Here is a 16217-nt window from a genome sequence, read left to right on the forward strand (position 1 = left end):
GGTCAAACACTCAAATACGAGCGTCTGACCTCTTCGTTGGCGGCCAATTCCTGCATGCTTGCCTGGTAGCGGATCTGGCCTTTTTCGAGCACATAGGCCCGGTCAGACACCAGCTCGGCGAAGTGCATGTTTTGCTCGGACAGCAAGATGCTCACGCCCTGGGCCTTGAGCGCCAGAATCATCTGCACCATCTGCTCCACAATGACCGGCGCCACGCCTTCAGAAGGTTCATCCAGCAGCACCAAAAACGGATTGCCCATGAGGGTGCGGGCCACGGTGAGCATTTGCTGCTCGCCGCCGCTCATGCGCCCGCCGGGGCGTTGGGGCATTTCGCCCAGGTTGGGAAACAGTTCAAACAGGCGTTCGGGCGTCCAGTGCGGGGCGGCCGTGCCATCGGGCCACTGGCGCACGCGTTGACGGCCGACCTCCAGGTTTTCCATCACGGTGAGGTCGGTGAACACCCGGCGGTCTTCCGGCACAAAACCCAGCCCCAGCCGTGCGGCGTGGTGCGGTTCGCTGCGTGAGAGGTCATGCCCCATGAACGTGATCTGACCGCGTCTGCGACCAAGCATGCCGATCAAGGCCTTGAGGGTGGTGGACTTGCCTGCGCCGTTGCGCCCCATGAGGGCCACCACCTCGCCACGGCGGACCTGCAGGTCCACGTCGTACAGGATTTGCGCTGCGCCATACCAAGCGGCCAGGCCTTTGGCGTCGAGCAGAATGTCTGAAGTGCTCATGCCTTGCTCTTTTCAAATGTCTTGCCGGTGCCGAAATAGACTTCCTGCACCTTGGGGTGGTCCCGAATTTCCAGCGGTTTGCCTTCCGCAATCAAGCGTCCCCGGGCCAGCACGATCATGCGGTCGGCGTAGGCAAACACCACGTCCATGCTGTGCTCGGTGAACAGCACCGCCATGCCGCGCTGAATGACCAGGTCTTTGGTCAAGGCCATGAGTTCGTTGCGCTCTTTGGGCGCCATGCCTGCGGTGGGCTCGTCCATCAACAAGAGCTTGGGGCTGTTGGCCATGGCCACAGCCAACTCCACCCGCTTGACATCGCCATAGGCCAGCACATTGCAAGGCCGGTCGGCCTGCGCCTTCATGCCCACTTGGTCCAGCAAGGCCAGGGCGTCATCGCGGCGATGGTTCGCAGCGCGCCGCCATGTGGACAGCAGCAAGTCATCGTGCGAGAGCAAAGCCATTTGCACGTTTTCCACCACCGTGAGCGAGACGAAGGTTTCGGCAATCTGAAAGGTCCGCCCCACGCCCTGACGCCAGATGTCGCGGGGTTTGCGACCCACCAGTTCTTGACCCTGGAGACGGATGGAGCCCTGATCGGCGCGCAGCTGACCATTGACCATGTTGAAGGTGGTGGACTTGCCTGCCCCGTTGGGGCCAATCAGGGCCAGCAGTTCGCCCGGGGCCAGGTCAAAACTGATGCCGTCCACGGCCTTGACGCCGCCAAAGGACTTGCCCAGGTTGTTCACTTGCAAAAGTGGTGCGCTCATGATGCAGCCCCCCCTGCAGTCGAAGATGTGGTCGAAGATCTGGACCGCATGCGCTCCAACAGCCCCTGCACCGAACCGGCAATGCCTTGGGGGAACAAGAGCACCAACAGCAAGATGATGGCGCCCAGCATGGCGCGCCAATAATCGGTGTTGCGCGCCACCACGTCATGCAGCCAGGTGAAGCTGAACGCGCCAACCACGGGGCCCGCCAGGGTTTGGATGCCGCCGAGCAAAACCATCACCAAGCCATCCACCGACTTGCCCACATTCAAGGATTCGGGCGAGATGCTGCCTTTGGAAAAGGCATACAGCGCCCCCGCCAGACCGGCCACACCGCCCGCCAGAATGAAAGCCAGCCATTGCATGCGCTTGACATCGATGCCAATCGCATCGGCCCGCAACACCGAGTCACGCCCGGCGCGCAAGGCGTAGCCAAAAGGCGAGAACAAAACCCTGCGCAGCCACAGCACACCCGCCGCCACCAAGCCCAAAGTGAGCCAGTAGTACATGCGCTTGTCGCTGAACAATTCGGAAGGCCACACGCCCGTCAAGCCATTGCTGCCGCCGGTGAAACTGTCCCACTGGAAGGTGATGGCCCAAGTGATCTGCGCAAAAGCCAGCGTGAGCATGGCCAGGTAAACGCCCGACAAGCGCACGGCAAACCAGCCAAAAATCAAAGCACCCAAGGCCGCGACCAACGGCGCGACCAGCAGCGCCACCTCCATGGACAAGCCTAAAGCGCGCACCAGCAGCGCCGCGCCGTAGGCCCCCAGGCCAAAGTAAGCCGCATGCCCAAAGGAATGCATGCCCGCAGGCCCCATGATGAAGTGCAAGCTGGCCGCAAACAGCGCTGCAATCAGCAGGTCAATCAAGAGCACCGTGGTGTAAGGCGAACTGGCGGTGAGCAGGGGCATGGCCACCATCACCAGACCCAACACCGATGCGGCCACCAAGTAGGCCTTGCTGGCGGGGCGCAAAGGTTCCTCGCGCATGCCCACATAGCGGCTGGGCGCTTGCGCTTTGCCCAGCAGCCCCCAGGGCCGCCACACCAGCACCACCGCCATGACCAGAAAGTCCACCACCAGGGTGAGCTTGGAAAAAGACACCGACACCCCGAACAGATCCACCACCCCGAGCCAGATACAAACAGCCTTGACCTCGGCAATCAGCAAAGCCGCCAAATACGCCCCGGGGATCGAGCCCATGCCCCCCACCACCACCACGACAAAGGCCGCGCCGATGATGTTCAGGTCCATCTCGAGGTTGGCGGGCTCGCGGGGCAACTGCAGGGCACCGCCCAGTCCGGCCAGCAAAGCGCCCAATGCAAAGACGGTGGTGAACAACCAGGCCTGGTTCACGCCCAAGGCGCTGACCATTTCACGATCTTGTGTGGCCGCACGCACCAGCGTGCCAAAACGGGTGCGGGTGAGCAGCAGCCACAACAAGGCCAGCACCACCGGCCCCGCCACAATCAAAAACAAGTCGTACATGGGGAACTGCCGCCCCAAAATGGACACCGAACCTGCCAGGCCCGGCGCGCGTGGCCCCAACAGTTCTTCAGGGCCCCACAGCCACAGCACCGCGTCTTTGAGCACCAGCACCAGGGCAAACGTGGCCAACAACTGGAACAACTCGGGGGCCTTGTAAATGCGGCGCAAAAGCAAGATTTCGATGACCGCCCCCAGCACACCCACGGCCAAGGCAGCCAAGGCCAGCGATGGCCAAAACCCGATGCTGCTGGCAAAGCGCTCCACCACGCTGTAGGCGATGTAGATACCCGCCATGAAAAACGAGCCGTGCGCGAAATTGACAATGCGCGTCACGCCAAAAATCAGTGACAAGCCCGCCGCCACAAAAAACAGCGAAGACGCGGCGGCCAGTCCGTTGAGGAGCTGAACGAAAAATCCGGAAAAACTCATGAGGGGATCATTTCGAAAAAGGCCCGGTCGTGGCATCCCCTGGGGCACTGCCCCAGGGGATGTCCATCACTCAAGCGTGAATCCAATCCATCAGTCTGCGTTGCGCGACTTCTTGACTTCGGCAGCCGAGGGCTGGAACTGCGCACCGTCGAGGTAACGCGCATCCACCATCACGCCTTTGCCGCCTTCGTTCTTGGTGCGGCCCACAAAAGCGCCCATGGTCGACTGGTGGTCTTCAGCGCGGTAGGTGATCTTGCCCAAGGGGGTGTCCACTTGCAGGCCCCGGAAGGCCACGCGCAATTTTTCTGAATCTGCACCTTGCGCCTTGGCCACACCAGCAGCCACCGACTTGATCATCACATAGCCAACCATCGAGCCCAGACGTGGGTAGTCCTTGAACTTGGCCTGGTAAGCCTGCAAGAAGGCGGTGTGCTCTTTGGTGTTGTGGGTGCTCCAGGGGTAGCCGGTCACGATCCAGCCGTTCGGGGTTTCGTCCTTGAGCGGGTCCAGGTACTCGGGTTCACCGGTCAGCATGCTGACGACTTCACGCCCCTGGAACAAGCCACGGGTGTTGCCTTCGCGCACAAACTTGGACAGGTCGGCGCCGAACAACACGTTATAAATCGCATCGGGCTTGGCATCGGCCAGGGCCTGCACCACGCTGCCCGCGTCGAGCTTGCCCAGCGGTGGTGCCTGCTCGGCCACAAACTCCACATCGGGCTGGGCAGCTTTGAGCAAGGTCTTGAATGCGGCCACGGCTGACTGGCCGTATTCATAGTTGGGGTAGACCACAGCCCAGCGTTTTTTCTTGAGCTTCACGGCCTCAGGCACCAGCATGGCCGCCTGCATGTAAGTGCCAGGGCGCAAACGGAAGGTGTAGGCGTTGCCGCCTTGCCAGGTCAGCTTGTCGGTCAGCGGCTCTCCGGCCAGGAAAAAAGCCTTTTTCTGCTTGGCAAAGTCGGCCACAGCCAAGCCGGTGTTGGACAGGAAAGTGCCGGTCAGCACATCGATTTTTTCACGCGAGATCAGCTCTTCGGCCACGCGCACGGCATCACCCGGGTTGGCGTTGTCGTCGCGCGTGACCAGCTCGAACTTCTTGCCCATCACACCACCGCCGGCGTTGATCTCGTCAATGGCCAGCTCCATGCCTTTTTTGTAGGGCTCCAGGAAAGCGGGTTGGGCTTTGTAGCTGTTGATCTCACCGATCTTGAAGGTGCTTTGGGCCTGCGCGGGCACGGCGACCCAGGCAAGGGCCGCCAGCGCCACGGCGCGGCGCAAAGGGTTGACTGCTTTCATGAAAGATCTCCTGTGGTGGGTTAAAAAACGAACGCAAAAAAAGAGGTTTGCTGTTCAGCGCAAACCGTCCTGACCTTGAATCTCATGCACTTGCAAACCGCCGATGCGGGGCAGCGGACGACCGCTGTCGGTGACCACCACAGCGACCACAATTTCTTGTGCGCGCGGCGCATCGCTCACACGCGCTTCCATGGCATCAAAATGACTGCGCACAAACGCCGCATCCTTGTGGCCCAAGGGCACATCAATGGCGGTGCCCATGCCGCCACGCTTTTTGGCCGAAGGCACCAGCGCAGCGCCTTTTTCAACCGCTGCGCGCAAAGGCGCGCCCAGCTTGGGGTGCAAGATGGCGGCGGCGTGTTCCAGCTCACCGGCTTCACCCACGATGGCGGCCTTGCCATAGCTTTGCGCCTGCCCAGGCTCAATCCCCAAAGCCTTCACGCATTTTTGCCCCAGCAAGGCGCCCAGCTCTTCACCGATGGCGATGAGCTCGTCCAGGTTCTCGCTGTAGCGCCCGGCATAGGGGTTGGCGATCACGGCCATGGCCAAAGCGCGGCGTGTGGGGGGCGTGACGGCACGTCCCATCTCCTGGCGTGTTTCGTCCACTTGAACAATTATTTTTCGGATGTTGGCGGTCATCGAAGACGTCTCCTTGAGGGTGTGTGTGGTCGTTTGGAATCAGCGCAGGCCGTTCCATTGGCTGATGTCTTCGGCAAGCAAACCGCCCACGCGTGAATGGATGCGGTAACCCGTGCTCATGGCAAGTATGAAGACAATTTCATCCGACAACGGTGCGCCAGGCACGCGTACCTCAATGGCATCAAACTGGCCGCGCACATAAGAGGCGTTGATGTTGGTCAACGGCACATCCAGCGAGGCCCCAGGAGGGCCGACTTTTTTGGTCGAAGGCACGATGGCCAAGGCATTGCCTGGCTGGCCGGTGGGCTTTTCATCGACCTTGCCTGCCTTGTACGCGGCGCGGTCCCCCTTCCAGCCCAGCAATTCGCGCATGGCGTAACCACCCGGCACATGCCACAGCGCGCCATGTTCGAGCTCACCCAGCTCACCGACAATTGCCCCTTTGCCATACGTGGCGATGCGCTCTGCAGGCACGTCCATGGCCGCCAGCAGCTGACGCGCCATGTCAATGCCCACATCCTGCAAGGCATCCATCATCGGCAAGATGTTGGGCTCATAACGGCCCGCATAGGGGTTGGTCATCACCGCACCGATGGCGCCGCGCAGCAGGGGCTGGGCAGGCGCAGGACCGAACTCATGGAAGATTTCTTCCACTTGGGTGAACACGCGTCGTATTTCAATCATTTCGTCACCATAAGCATTTCTCAGGCCAAGGCCAGAGGGTTTTCCTCAAAGGATAAGGGCTCAGTCGCTGCGATCAGGGGCAGCAAGCGCGTTTGCCCCTGACACACCAGAGCCGCCGCCGCGATCAAGCCCTGCGACTGACATTCTCGTGCACGCTGCCATCCTGCCTCAAGAGCCTGCTGAATGCACTCTACAGGCAAGCTCGGCACATCCACTGTCACCTCCAAATCACCCAGATCGGTCATGTCGCGCAGGCTGTTGGCGGGCTGACGAACGATGCCTGGATGCGCCACATTGACCGCATTGGCAATGATGCTGGCCGCCGCATCGGCTTGCGCCGCCGTGGCGGCCAACACCGTCACGCTGTCGGCAATGCCCAGAGAAAAGCTGCGGCCGCGCCAGCCACTGGTGGCCACGCCGCGCACGGGCATGGGTTGCGTCACTTCAAATGCACCATCGAGGTTCAAGCCCTGCATCAACTCGTGCACTTGCAGACGCGCCAAATCGGCGTACAAGCCCACCCGCACCGACTGACCGGGTGCCAGGTGCAAGGCAATGTCACCGCCATTGTTGACCCAGGCCCGTGCCACGCCTGCGCGGTCATAACAAGCCAGCAGCTCTTGCGCCACACTGCCCGCCACTGCGGCCATGGGCGTGATGTAGGTCTGGTCTACCCAGGGTGCGCAGGCCTGCCACATGCGCCGCGCCACACCCCCTTGCAAAGGACAGGGCGCACCGGCTTTTACAGGCAAGCGCAACACGGGCCATTCAGCCATCAATTCCGCCAGCAAGGGCTCAAAACGCGTCCAGGCTTGTTCGTGCGCGAGCGCCACGGCAGCTTCACCGTCCGGCCCCAAAGGGTCGGCACCGATCACGATGTCCATGGGGCCGTGCTGGAAATGCCAACGGCCGTCGGGCAAGCGGTGACGAGTAGCACTCACGCGCAGCCCTTCATCCGAGCATCGGGTCTTGCCCGAGCGGCCAGGGGTTGGCCTGCGCTTGGGCCTGCCATGACAGGGCCGTTGGGGCGCCGTCGCTGTGCCAGGCACCTTGCTTCAAGACCTCCTGCAGCGAGCGCACATATGCCATGTGCCCGCCCAAGGCCTGGTAATCGGACAGTCGCATGCTGAACTCCATCGGGGCAATGATGGCTGGCGTGGGCACCGTGCCAAAACTGTTGTCCGGCATGCGCAGCACATCCGACATCACGGTGATGCCACCACCAGGCCAGACAAGGGCTGGGGCACCGCCACACGTCACATTGACCAAGGCCTGCTTGATGGCACGCGTGAGCAAGACAGGGTTTTCAGTTACCCCGGCCCGCAAGCTGCCGCCTGCGCCCCCCAAAAACATCACGCTGCACAGCGAGGGTTCGCAGTTCTCGCCAATGCGCTCCACAATGGCCCGCACTGCCGCAGGCATGTCTTGCGGCACGGCCTGCAATTGCGCGTTGAGGACATACCAAGCCGCATGCTCACCCGTGGTCGAGGTCATGAGCATTCGCAAGCCCGGCCAGGCCACTTGCGGGTCCCAGCCTTCGATGATGGACAAGGGATCGGCAATGTCGGTGCCTCCCCAGCCATTGCCCGGATTGGCCACCTGGAAGTACCGCCCGGGGGTCGATTTGCGCCCACGCATGTCAATGCCCGAGGGCTTCATGTCCAGGCAGCGCCCCGCCTGGTGCTCGGTCAGCACGCCGGTGATGTGGTCGTCGAGCACCACCACCTCGTCGGCCAAGCCCAAAAATTGCTTGGCAAAAATGCCCACCACAGCCGAGCCGCAACCCACGCGCATGCGCTGCTCCTGCACGCCGTTGACGATGGGCGCTTGGCCTGCCTGGATCACCAGCTGTGCGCCGCCATCGATGGTCAGCTCCACCGCTTGCTTGTTGCCCAAAGCCTGCATCATGTCCACGGTGACGCGGCCTTCTTTTTTACTGCCCCCGGTCAAGTGGTGCACCCCACCGAGCGACAGCATTTGCGAGCCATATTCAGCGGTGGTGACGTGGCCCACCACCTCGCCCTTCATGCGCACATTGGCTTGCTCCGCCCCCAGGAAGCGGTCCGTGTCGATCTTCACCTTGAAACTGCAGTAGCTGAAAATGCCTTCGGTGACCACGGTCACCATGTCCACCCCATCGACCTGCGAAGACACGATGAAAGGCGCCGGTTTGTAATCGGGATAAGTGGTGGACGAGCCCACGCCCGTCACAAACACCTGATCGGTGTTGAGCAGGTCACCATTCCACTCGGTTGGGCCTTCATCGGATGCACCCGCCGCAAACGGCACGAGCACTGGCTCATCTTTTTCCAGCGTGCGGCGCAAAAAAACCACCGGGTCCACACGCACCAGCAGACCTTCGCGGTTGGCATAACGGTCGCACGCCCCGAGCCGACCTTCAGAAATTTGGCAAAGGACGGGGCAGGCATTGCACTCGATCTTGGCACCGCTCATGCGCTCATTGCGCGGCTTGGCGCGCTCATGCACCAGCGGCATCGCGGGTGCCTCCATGCCGGGAAGCCCATCGGTTTTTGAGTGTTCGGTCATCTCGGTTTCTGCTGGTCAAAAAAGCCAAAGTGCGCGCTTGCACGACGGTTTTATTCTGTGTAGCATTCACAACACCAAAATGTTGCGTTCACTACATTAAAACCAATATAGCGCATCCTGTTTTGCAGTGCAACCGTGTTTTTCCCAAGCTGTTCCGCAAGGCTCGGCCAAGGGGTTTTCTTCAGTTCAACCAGACTTTGATCGACCATGAGCGCCTTTCTTGAAGAACGTGTTTTGAGCGTACACCACTGGACAGACCGCCTGTTCACCTTCACCACCACACGCGATCCCTCGCTGCGTTTTTCCAATGGCCACTTCACCATGATTGGCCTTCGCTTGAACGGCAAGCCCCTGCTGCGGGCGTACAGCATCGCCAGCCCCAACTACGAAGAGCATCTGGAGTTTTTGAGCATCAAGGTCGAAGAAGGCCCTTTGACTTCACACCTGCAGCACATCCAGGTGGGCGACACCATCATCGTCGGCAAAAAGCCCACGGGCACCTTGCTGATCGACTACCTGACGCCCGCCAAACGCTTGTACCTGCTGTCGACCGGCACGGGCTTGGCCCCCTTCCTGAGCATCATCCGCGACCCGGATACCTACGAAAAATTTGAGAGCGTGATCGTGGTCCACGGCGTGCGACAAGTCGATGAACTGGCCTACCACGACCTGATCGTTGACCACTTGCCACGGCATGAATTCCTGGGCGACATGATCAGCAAACAATTGCGCTACTACCCCACAGTCACACGCGAGACTTACCGCAACATGGGCCGTGTGACGTCGCTGATCGAAAATGGCAAACTGTTCACCGACTTGGGTTTGCCACCCATGAGCCCAGCGCAAGACCGGGTGATGCTGTGCGGCAGCCCGGGCATGCTCAACGACCTCAAGCACATGCTGGAGACACAGGGCTTTGTCGAGGGCAACACCAGTACCCCTGGTGACTTTGTGATTGAACGGGCATTTGTCGAGAAATAAACACCCATGGTGACTGCTGCACGCCAACCCAAAACCAGTCTGGCCAAGGCGGGCGCCAAGCGCGTTGTAGGCGTTCGCGAACACAGCGCTCAACAAACACGCGAAAGCATTCTGCGTGCTGCGATCAAGGTGTTTGCACAGCACGGCTATGAAGGCGGCAGTGTCGAAAAGATTTCGCGGCAGGCCAAGTCCTATGACCGCATGATCTATTACTACTTCGGCAGCAAAGAAGGCTTGTTCATCGAAGTGCTGGAGACGATTTACCGGCGCATGAACGACGCCGAGGCCGAGTTGGTGCTGGATGTGAGCCAGCCACTGGCCGCGCTGGAGCAGGTGGTGCACTTCGTGATCGACTACTACCGGGCTCACCCGGAATTTGTCACCTTGCTCAACACCGAAAACCTGCACAAGGGCAAACACATTGCGAAATCTTTGCGGGCACGAGAGTATTCCTCGCCAGCCATCGCGGTGATCGGCGACATCTTGCGCGCAGGTGTGTCGCAAGGCCTGTTTCGCGCAGACATTTCGGCGCGTGACGTTTATCTTCTGATTGCCGCCACGGGCTATTTCTACATGTCCAACCGCCACACGCTGTCGGCCTTTTTGGGCGAGAACATCGACGCGCCACAGGCTGTGGCGCAATGGAAAGCTTTCGTCATTGACACCGTGTTTCGCGTGGTCAACCCTCACATCCAACCCACTCAATAAGGAGACCCCCTCATGGCAGACCTCAGCACCACCGGCACATCCGGCAAAGTCGTCATCAAGAACATTGGCTTGCTGCTCTCGGGCGATCTTGATCAGCCCATCTTGCAGGCAGACACCATCGTCGTGCATGACGGCCTCATCACTGCCGTAAGCCGCGAGAAGGATTGCGATCTGGAAGGCGCCCAAACCGTGATCGACGCCAGGCAAACTTGTGTCTGCCCAGGCTTGATCGACAGCCATGTGCATCCAGTGTTTGGCGATTGGACACCGCGCCAAAACCAGATCGGCTGGATCGACTCGACCATGAACGGCGGCGTGACCACTATGGTCTCGGCCGGTGAAGTGCATTTGCCCGGCCGCCCCAAAGACATCGTGGGCCTCAAAGCACTGGCCATCACGGCACAACGCGCTTTTGACAATTTCCGCCCTGGGGGCGTGAAGGTGATCGCGGGTGCGCCCATCATCGAAAAAGGCATGACCGAGCAAGACTTCAAGGACCTGGCCGACGCAGGCGTCACGTTGCTGGGCGAAGTCGGCCTGGGTTCCGTCAAGGCCGGGTACGAGGCCCAGCAAATGGTGGCCTGGGCCCGCAAGCACGGCATCCAAAGCACGATCCACACGGGCGGCCCCTCGATTCCGGGCTCGGGCATGATCGACAAGGACGTGGTGCTTGAAGCCGATGCCGACGTCATTGGCCACATCAACGGCGGGCACACCTCGCTGCCCGAAGCCCATGTTTGTGAGTTGTGCGAAAAATCCTCACGCGCCATCGAGATCGTGCACAACGGCAACGAGCGGGTGGCCATTGCGGCGGCACGGGCGGCACTTGAACTCAAGTGCCCGCACCGCATCATTTTGGGCACCGATGGCCCAGCGGGCTCGGGCGTGCAACCGCTGGGCATGTTGCGCATGGTGTCGCTGCTGTCGAGTCTGGCCAACATCCCGGCCGAGTTGGTGTTTTGTTTTGCTACGGGCAACACGGCGCGAATCCGCAACCTCAATTGCGGACTGATCGAAGTCGGTCGGGCAGCCGATTTTGTTTTCATGGACCGAGCTCAGCACACCGCAGGCAAAACTCTGCTGGAGAGCGTTCAGCTGGGCGACATTCCCGGCATTGGCATGGTCATGATCGACGGCATGGTGCGTTGTGGCCGCAGCCGCAACACGCCCCCCGCCACAGAAATCCCGGTGGTCGTCAGCGGTCACTGAGCGGGGGCTGGCTCCATCAGTTTGCGCAAGATGTCCGCATCGACATGTTGCGCGATGTAATCAGCCAGGCCTTCAAACACCGTCTCCAGCGTGGGGGCCTGCGCACCAAACAAGGCTTGCAGGACGGCAGGACACTCAAAAAGACCGTGCAGGTATGTGCCCAGCACTTGCCCATCGCCACTTTGCCAGGCCAGACCGGGCATGACTTCGTGCACAACGACGCCATCCGCCAGCATGGCGCTGTGTCCCTGGGTCTGGCCGTGGTGAATTTCGTAGCCTGACACCTCGACAGTACTCAGGGCAGACCATGCGCCCTGCACTTGAGCGAAACGGGCCTGGGTTTTTGTCACGGTTTTGTCCTGCGCGAAGTGCGTAACCAGTGGCAACAAGCCCAAACCCGGTGCATTGCCGTCGATGCCCTGTGTGTCGATGAGCGCTTCGCCCAACATTTGCAGCCCGCCGCAAATGCCCAACACCGCACCACCGTGTCTTGCGTGATGGGCGATGGCCTCATCAAGTCCTTGCTGGCGCAGCCAAGCCAGGTCGCTGCTGGTGTGTTTGCTGCCGGGCAAGATCACCCAATCGCTCGCCAGCAAGCCCGCCAGATCGGCTGGACTGCGCGCCCAGAGCAGACGCAGGCCGGGCACGTTTTTGAGTGGCTGAAATTCATCCAGGTTGCTGATGCGCGGGTAGGCGATCACGGCCACGGTTTGGGTCACCACCCCAGTGGCGCGACTGCGGTCATCGAAGACGCCATCTTCTTCAGGCAGACCGTGTTGCCACCACATGGGCAGCACCGCCACAGTAGGCACACCGGTGAGTTGTTGCAGCATCTCGGGCGCGGGCGCCAACAAACTGGCATCGCCTCGGAACTTGTTCAGCACAAAACCTTTGATGCGCTGCTGGTCCTCAGGTGGCAAAAGCGCCCAGGTGCCGTACAAGTGGGCAAAGGCCCCGCCCTTGTCGATATCGGTCACGAGCAGGCATTGCGCGTTGGCGTGACGGGCCACGCGAAGGTTGACGATGTCACTGTCCATCAGGTTAATCTCGGCCGGTGAGCCCGCGCCTTCGATCACGACCACATCATTTTCGGCGATCAGTTCATCCAGTGCTGCGGCAATGGTTGGCCAGACTTTTTCACTGCGACCACGCCAGGGGGTATGGCTCAGCACTTCATTGACCTCGCCCAGCAGCACGACCTGGCTGCGGGTGTCGGCCTCGGGTTTGAGCAGCAGCGGGTTCATGCGCACATCGGGCTCGGCTTTGGCGGCCAGTGCCTGAAAGTATTGCGCGCTGCCGATTTCACCCATTCCCTTAGCACGGGCCACCACGCGGGCGTTGTTGCTCATGTTTTGCGCTTTGAAGGGGGCCACTTTGAGCCCCTGGCGGGCGTAATGGCGGCACAGCGCCGTGGTCAGCCAGCTTTTGCCAGCACCGCTGGACGTGCCCAGCACCATGATGCAACGTGCGCTCATTGCGGTCCTTCAGTCTTCAATCCCGCGCTGGGCGGGGATGCCTTGTTCATAGGCGTGTTTGATTTTGACCATTTCGGTCACCGTGTCGGCCACATCAATCAGCTCTTGTGGGCAACGCCTGCCCGTCACGCACACATGCACATGACTGGGCCGTCCACGCAAGGTGACAATGACCTCTTGCAGCGGCACCCAACCATAGCGTAGCGGATAGGTCAGCTCGTCCAGCACGACCAGAAACAGTTCACCCCCCAGAATGGCGGCTTTAGCTTTTTGCCACCCCTCGCGGGCCAGTTGCGCGGAGTGTTCCAGATCTCGGCTTTTCCAGCTGAAGCCGTCACCCAAGCCCTCGATGGGCAGGCCGATTTGCTCAAACAGGCGGTGCTCGCCAAACCGTGCAGAGGGCACTTTCATGAATTGAAAAATCTTGACGGCCTTGCCGCGTCCGTGCGCGCGGATTGCCAGCCCAAAGGCTGCAGTGCTTTTGCCTTTGCCGTCACCGGTGTGGATGATGACAAGTCCCCGGCGCCCGGCCACTTCGACGGGTTTTCGACGTTCGGTGGGCACGGGTTCGATTTGCATGGCGTCCAAACAGCTGTCAAAGACGCGGCAGCACGACCCATTGTCCATCCAGCGCACAAATGCGAATGCGGTGATCAAACACACATTCGATGGCCGCGTGGGTGTCGGTGTCGCTGCAAGCACCATGGTGCACAACGTGCCCTTCGTCCATGACGACCACCTCATCGGCATGCAAGGCCATGCCGATTTCATGCAGCACGCTGACCACCGTGGTGCCCTGCGCGATCAGGCAGTGCACCTGCTCCAGCCAGTCCACCTGGTGCGGTGGGTCGAGGTTGGCCAAGGGCTCGTCCATCAGCATGAGCGGCGCATTGCCCGCCATGGCTCGAGCCAACAGCACGCGCTGGCGCTCGCCGCCCGAGAGTTCTCCCAGCGTGCGTTCGCGCCAATCCCAGGCTTGGGTGGCTTTCAAGGCGGCTTCGACCATTTGACGGTCCTGTTCGGTTGCGGCCCCCAGCCAGCCCTGATGCGGCAGCCGGCCCAGCATGGCCACGTCCCAAACGCGCAGGTCGAGCGTGGTCGCTTCGCCCTGCCCCAGCCAGGAAAGCTGCAAACCACGATCACGGCGAGAGATGGTTTCGAGCGCTTGGCCCTGCCAAAGCACCTGCCCGCTGTGCTGCAACAAACCGGCCAGCGCCCTGAGCAAGGTAGATTTGCCCGCGCCGTTGGGGCCGACCACGCAAGTCCATCGACCCGTGGCGATCTGCAGGTCAAGGCCGTTCAGCACGCGGCGGCCGCCCAGGTCCACCAGCAGTTGCAGGGTTTCCAGGGCGAAGCTCATGGCGCGGCTCCTGCACCGTGGTGCGTGTCCCGGTACACGCGCCACAACAGATAGCCCCCACCCAGCACCGCCGTGAGCACGCCCACCGGCAACTCTTGCGGGGCAAACAGCACACGGGCCAGCACATCGGCCAATGACAACAAAGCGCCGCCCATGAGTGCGGCCAGCAGCAAGCGCCACGCATGGGTGCATCGCACCAGCGAACGCACCAGGTGCGGCGCAGCCAAGCCCACAAACGCCACCAGCCCGATGTGTGCCACGGCGGCACCCGTGGCCAGAGAAATCACGCCCACCAGCACCAGGCGGGCTGAACGCAGCGGCACGCCCAGAGTTTGCGCGGTGGACTCGCCCAAGGTCAAAGCATCCAGCACGCGGGCAAAGGTCCAGGCCAGGGCCAGGCAAAGGATCAAAACCATGGCCAGGGTGGAACAAGCCGCCCAGCTGACAAAAGAGGTGGAGCCGAGCATGAAGCCCTGCATGGCTTGCAGCACCTGCGGCTGTAGCAAAGACAACATTGAAGTGATGGCGCCGAGCACGACGCCCACCACCACACCGGCCAGCAGCAAGCGCAGGGTCTGCTGCACGCCACGCGCCAAGAGCAACGTCAGGATGACGGCCAGCACGGCCCCCACAAAAGCCGCGCCCGTGAGCCCCAAGCCCATCCACCAAGTCATGACCCAGGCGCTGCCGCCGAACAGGCTCAAATAAGTGCCAACGCCCAACGACGCGCCCGAGGCGCTGCCCAGCAAATACGGATCGGCCAGCGGGTTGCGAAACAGCCCCTGCGCCACGGCACCGGCCAAGCCCAGCAAGCCACCGCCCAGCCAAGCGCCCAGGCTGCGTGGCAGGCGGATGTCCCACACAATCTGGCGCGACACCTCATCGGCCTGAGCAGGCCACCAGGCTTGCCAGCCCTGGCTGCCCGCAACGGTGCCCAGCAGGACCGACGTCGCACCGACAAAGAGCAACAAACCAACCCAGCGGTGCGCACGGGCCTGATCGCTCATCGCCCTGCCCCTGCGGCTTTGTTCAGGCAATCGGCCATGAGTCTGGCACCTTCGGCCATGCGCGGACCGGCACGCACCAGCATGTCGGATTCGGCTTGTTTGAACACGCAAATGCGTTGCGCCTGCATGGCACGCAAAGCGGACCAACCCGGGCGCTGCGCCATGCTGATGCGGCTGCTGTCTCCAGCCATGATCACGTCAGGCTGGGCACGTACCACAAACTCGGGATTGACCTGCGGAAACGGCCCCATCGAGGCCGGCAGAATGTTGCCCACCCCCATGCGCGTGAGCGTTTCGCCGATGAAGGACGCTTCGCTGGCGCCATATGGGGCGGCGTTGACTTCAAAATACACCCGCTGTTGGCGCGCCTGCGGACTGAGCGATTGGGAGGCGGCTTGCACGCCCGCCTCGATCCCGCGCCAAACGCGTTCGCTTTCGGCGGGGGACACCCACAAGGCATCGCCCACGGTGCGCAGCACACGCTGTGCGTCGGCATGGGTTCGCGGCTCCAGGCGCAACACCGTCAGGCCTAGGGCTTGTAAACGGTCTGCACCACGGGTCGAGCCCGCCGCCAACACCATGTCGGGCTTGAGCGCGACGATGCTTTCAATGTTCGGATCAAGGCCGCCGCCCACGCGGGGCACCTGCGCAATGGATGCGGGCCAGTTGGAATAACGGTCCACCCCGACCAACCGGTGGCAGGCGCCCAACGCACACACGGTTTCAGTCAGTGAAGGCAGCAAGCTCACGATGCGCTGCGGCGGTTTGCTGATCTCGATTTTTTGCTGGCGGTCGTCTTGCACGGTCAACGCCACGGCCCACGCACTCGCCAGCAACAAGGGCATGAACAAGAGCAGCGTTTTCAAGCCAAACGCGTGCAGACTCGCG

At 61.6% G+C, this 16217-nt stretch carries 16 protein-coding genes; 3 read left to right on the forward strand and 13 right to left on the reverse strand.

All coding sequences use genetic code 11. The features are described from left to right. Nucleotides 1–2 precede the first annotated feature (2 nt). From B9Z51_RS08195 to B9Z51_RS08230, 8 genes are all read right to left on the reverse strand, one after another. On the reverse strand, nt 3–737 hold the full coding sequence (locus B9Z51_RS08195) for an ABC transporter ATP-binding protein (protein ID WP_108373556.1): 735 nt from the start codon (nt 735–737) through the stop codon (nt 3–5). After that, a complete protein-coding gene (locus B9Z51_RS08200; protein WP_108373558.1) occupies nt 734–1504 on the reverse strand; it encodes an ABC transporter ATP-binding protein in 771 nt (256 codons plus the stop codon). Before B9Z51_RS08200 ends, B9Z51_RS08195 begins: the two co-directional genes overlap by 4 nt. Continuing rightward, the gene (locus tag B9Z51_RS08205) at nt 1501–3423 is read right to left on the reverse strand and encodes an ABC transporter permease (RefSeq protein WP_108373560.1); all 1923 of its coding nucleotides are present in this window, start codon (nt 3421–3423) and stop codon (nt 1501–1503) included. The genes B9Z51_RS08200 and B9Z51_RS08205 overlap by 4 nt, the downstream gene beginning before the upstream one ends. Before the next feature lie 90 nt (nt 3424–3513). After that, on the reverse strand, nt 3514–4719 hold the full coding sequence (locus tag B9Z51_RS08210; protein ID WP_108373562.1) for an ABC transporter substrate-binding protein: 1206 nt from the start codon (nt 4717–4719) through the stop codon (nt 3514–3516). A 54-nt stretch (nt 4720–4773) separates the two neighbouring features. Continuing rightward, nucleotides 4774–5358 (reverse strand): amino acid synthesis family protein, encoded by a 585-nt coding sequence (locus tag B9Z51_RS08215; RefSeq protein ID WP_108373564.1) that lies wholly within the window; start codon nt 5356–5358, stop codon nt 4774–4776. Nucleotides 5359–5397: 39 nt separating this feature from the next. Continuing rightward, entirely contained in the window at nt 5398–6042 is a 645-nt protein-coding gene (locus B9Z51_RS08220) for an amino acid synthesis family protein (RefSeq protein ID WP_108373566.1), read from the reverse strand. 20 nt (nt 6043–6062) lie between these two features. Then, a complete protein-coding gene (locus tag B9Z51_RS08225) occupies nt 6063–6983 on the reverse strand; it encodes a UPF0280 family protein (RefSeq protein WP_108373568.1) in 921 nt (306 codons plus the stop codon). Nucleotides 6984–6993: 10 nt separating this feature from the next. After that, nucleotides 6994–8589: a 6-hydroxynicotinate reductase gene (locus B9Z51_RS08230; RefSeq protein WP_108373570.1), complete on the reverse strand. Its 1596-nt coding sequence runs from the start codon at nt 8587–8589 to the stop codon at nt 6994–6996. A 207-nt stretch (nt 8590–8796) separates the two neighbouring features. Between B9Z51_RS08230 and B9Z51_RS08235 the strand changes: the two genes are divergently transcribed. Genes B9Z51_RS08235 through B9Z51_RS08245 form a run of 3 tightly spaced genes read left to right on the forward strand, consistent with a single transcriptional unit; the run spans nt 8797 to nt 11487 of the window. Next, nucleotides 8797–9570 (forward strand): ferredoxin--NADP reductase, encoded by a 774-nt coding sequence (locus tag B9Z51_RS08235; protein WP_108373572.1) that lies wholly within the window; start codon nt 8797–8799, stop codon nt 9568–9570. Nucleotides 9571–9576: 6 nt separating this feature from the next. After that, nucleotides 9577–10278, forward strand: coding sequence for a TetR/AcrR family transcriptional regulator (locus B9Z51_RS08240; RefSeq protein WP_108373574.1), 702 nt, complete (start codon nt 9577–9579; stop codon nt 10276–10278). A gap of 12 nt (nt 10279–10290) precedes the next feature. Beyond that, nucleotides 10291–11487: an amidohydrolase family protein gene (locus B9Z51_RS08245; protein WP_108373576.1), complete on the forward strand. Its 1197-nt coding sequence runs from the start codon at nt 10291–10293 to the stop codon at nt 11485–11487. Here the strand turns inward: B9Z51_RS08245 and B9Z51_RS08250 are convergent. From B9Z51_RS08250 to B9Z51_RS08270, 5 genes are read right to left on the reverse strand one after another with little or no spacing between them, the layout of a single operon-like run. After that, a complete protein-coding gene (locus B9Z51_RS08250; protein WP_108373578.1) occupies nt 11481–12962 on the reverse strand; it encodes a cobyric acid synthase in 1482 nt (493 codons plus the stop codon). The genes B9Z51_RS08245 and B9Z51_RS08250 overlap by 7 nt on opposite strands. A gap of 9 nt (nt 12963–12971) precedes the next feature. Further along, nucleotides 12972–13541 (reverse strand): cob(I)yrinic acid a,c-diamide adenosyltransferase, encoded by a 570-nt coding sequence (gene cobO, locus B9Z51_RS08255; protein WP_108374873.1) that lies wholly within the window; start codon nt 13539–13541, stop codon nt 12972–12974. Between the two features lie 16 nt (nt 13542–13557). Continuing rightward, complete coding sequence (locus B9Z51_RS08260) at nt 13558–14322, reverse strand: ABC transporter ATP-binding protein (protein ID WP_108373580.1); 765 nt, start codon at nt 14320–14322, stop codon at nt 13558–13560. Then, nucleotides 14319–15329: an iron ABC transporter permease gene (locus B9Z51_RS08265; RefSeq protein ID WP_108373582.1), complete on the reverse strand. Its 1011-nt coding sequence runs from the start codon at nt 15327–15329 to the stop codon at nt 14319–14321. Before B9Z51_RS08265 ends, B9Z51_RS08260 begins: the two co-directional genes overlap by 4 nt. Then, complete coding sequence (locus B9Z51_RS08270) at nt 15326–16174, reverse strand: ABC transporter substrate-binding protein (RefSeq protein WP_108374876.1); 849 nt, start codon at nt 16172–16174, stop codon at nt 15326–15328. Before B9Z51_RS08270 ends, B9Z51_RS08265 begins: the two co-directional genes overlap by 4 nt. Nucleotides 16175–16217: the final 43 nt, after the last annotated feature.

Source organism: Limnohabitans sp. T6-5 (assembly GCF_003063315.1).
Lineage (GTDB): Bacteria > Pseudomonadota > Gammaproteobacteria > Burkholderiales > Burkholderiaceae_C > Limnohabitans_A.

Excerpts from the sequence above, each read along its gene's own strand:
- B9Z51_RS08195 (WP_108373556.1), bottom strand. The coding sequence starts at position 737 with ATGAGCACTTCAGACATTCTGCTCGACGCCAAAGGCCTGGCCGCTTGG.
- B9Z51_RS08200 (WP_108373558.1), bottom strand. The coding sequence starts at position 1,504 with ATGAGCGCACCACTTTTGCAAGTGAACAACCTGGGCAAGTCCTTTGGC.
- B9Z51_RS08205 (WP_108373560.1), bottom strand. The coding sequence starts at position 3,423 with ATGAGTTTTTCCGGATTTTTCGTTCAGCTCCTCAACGGACTGGCCGCC.
- B9Z51_RS08210 (WP_108373562.1), bottom strand. The coding sequence starts at position 4,719 with ATGAAAGCAGTCAACCCTTTGCGCCGCGCCGTGGCGCTGGCGGCCCTT.
- B9Z51_RS08215 (WP_108373564.1), bottom strand. The coding sequence starts at position 5,358 with ATGACCGCCAACATCCGAAAAATAATTGTTCAAGTGGACGAAACACGC.
- B9Z51_RS08220 (WP_108373566.1), bottom strand. The coding sequence starts at position 6,042 with ATGATTGAAATACGACGCGTGTTCACCCAAGTGGAAGAAATCTTCCAT.
- B9Z51_RS08230 (WP_108373570.1), bottom strand. The coding sequence starts at position 8,589 with ATGACCGAACACTCAAAAACCGATGGGCTTCCCGGCATGGAGGCACCC.
- B9Z51_RS08235 (WP_108373572.1), top strand. The coding sequence starts at position 8,797 with ATGAGCGCCTTTCTTGAAGAACGTGTTTTGAGCGTACACCACTGGACA.
- B9Z51_RS08240 (WP_108373574.1), top strand. The coding sequence starts at position 9,577 with ATGGTGACTGCTGCACGCCAACCCAAAACCAGTCTGGCCAAGGCGGGC.
- B9Z51_RS08245 (WP_108373576.1), top strand. The coding sequence starts at position 10,291 with ATGGCAGACCTCAGCACCACCGGCACATCCGGCAAAGTCGTCATCAAG.
- B9Z51_RS08250 (WP_108373578.1), bottom strand. The coding sequence starts at position 12,962 with ATGAGCGCACGTTGCATCATGGTGCTGGGCACGTCCAGCGGTGCTGGC.
- cobO (WP_108374873.1), bottom strand. The coding sequence starts at position 13,541 with ATGCAAATCGAACCCGTGCCCACCGAACGTCGAAAACCCGTCGAAGTG.
- B9Z51_RS08260 (WP_108373580.1), bottom strand. The coding sequence starts at position 14,322 with ATGAGCTTCGCCCTGGAAACCCTGCAACTGCTGGTGGACCTGGGCGGC.
- B9Z51_RS08265 (WP_108373582.1), bottom strand. The coding sequence starts at position 15,329 with ATGAGCGATCAGGCCCGTGCGCACCGCTGGGTTGGTTTGTTGCTCTTT.
- B9Z51_RS08270 (WP_108374876.1), bottom strand. The coding sequence starts at position 16,174 with ATGCCCTTGTTGCTGGCGAGTGCGTGGGCCGTGGCGTTGACCGTGCAA.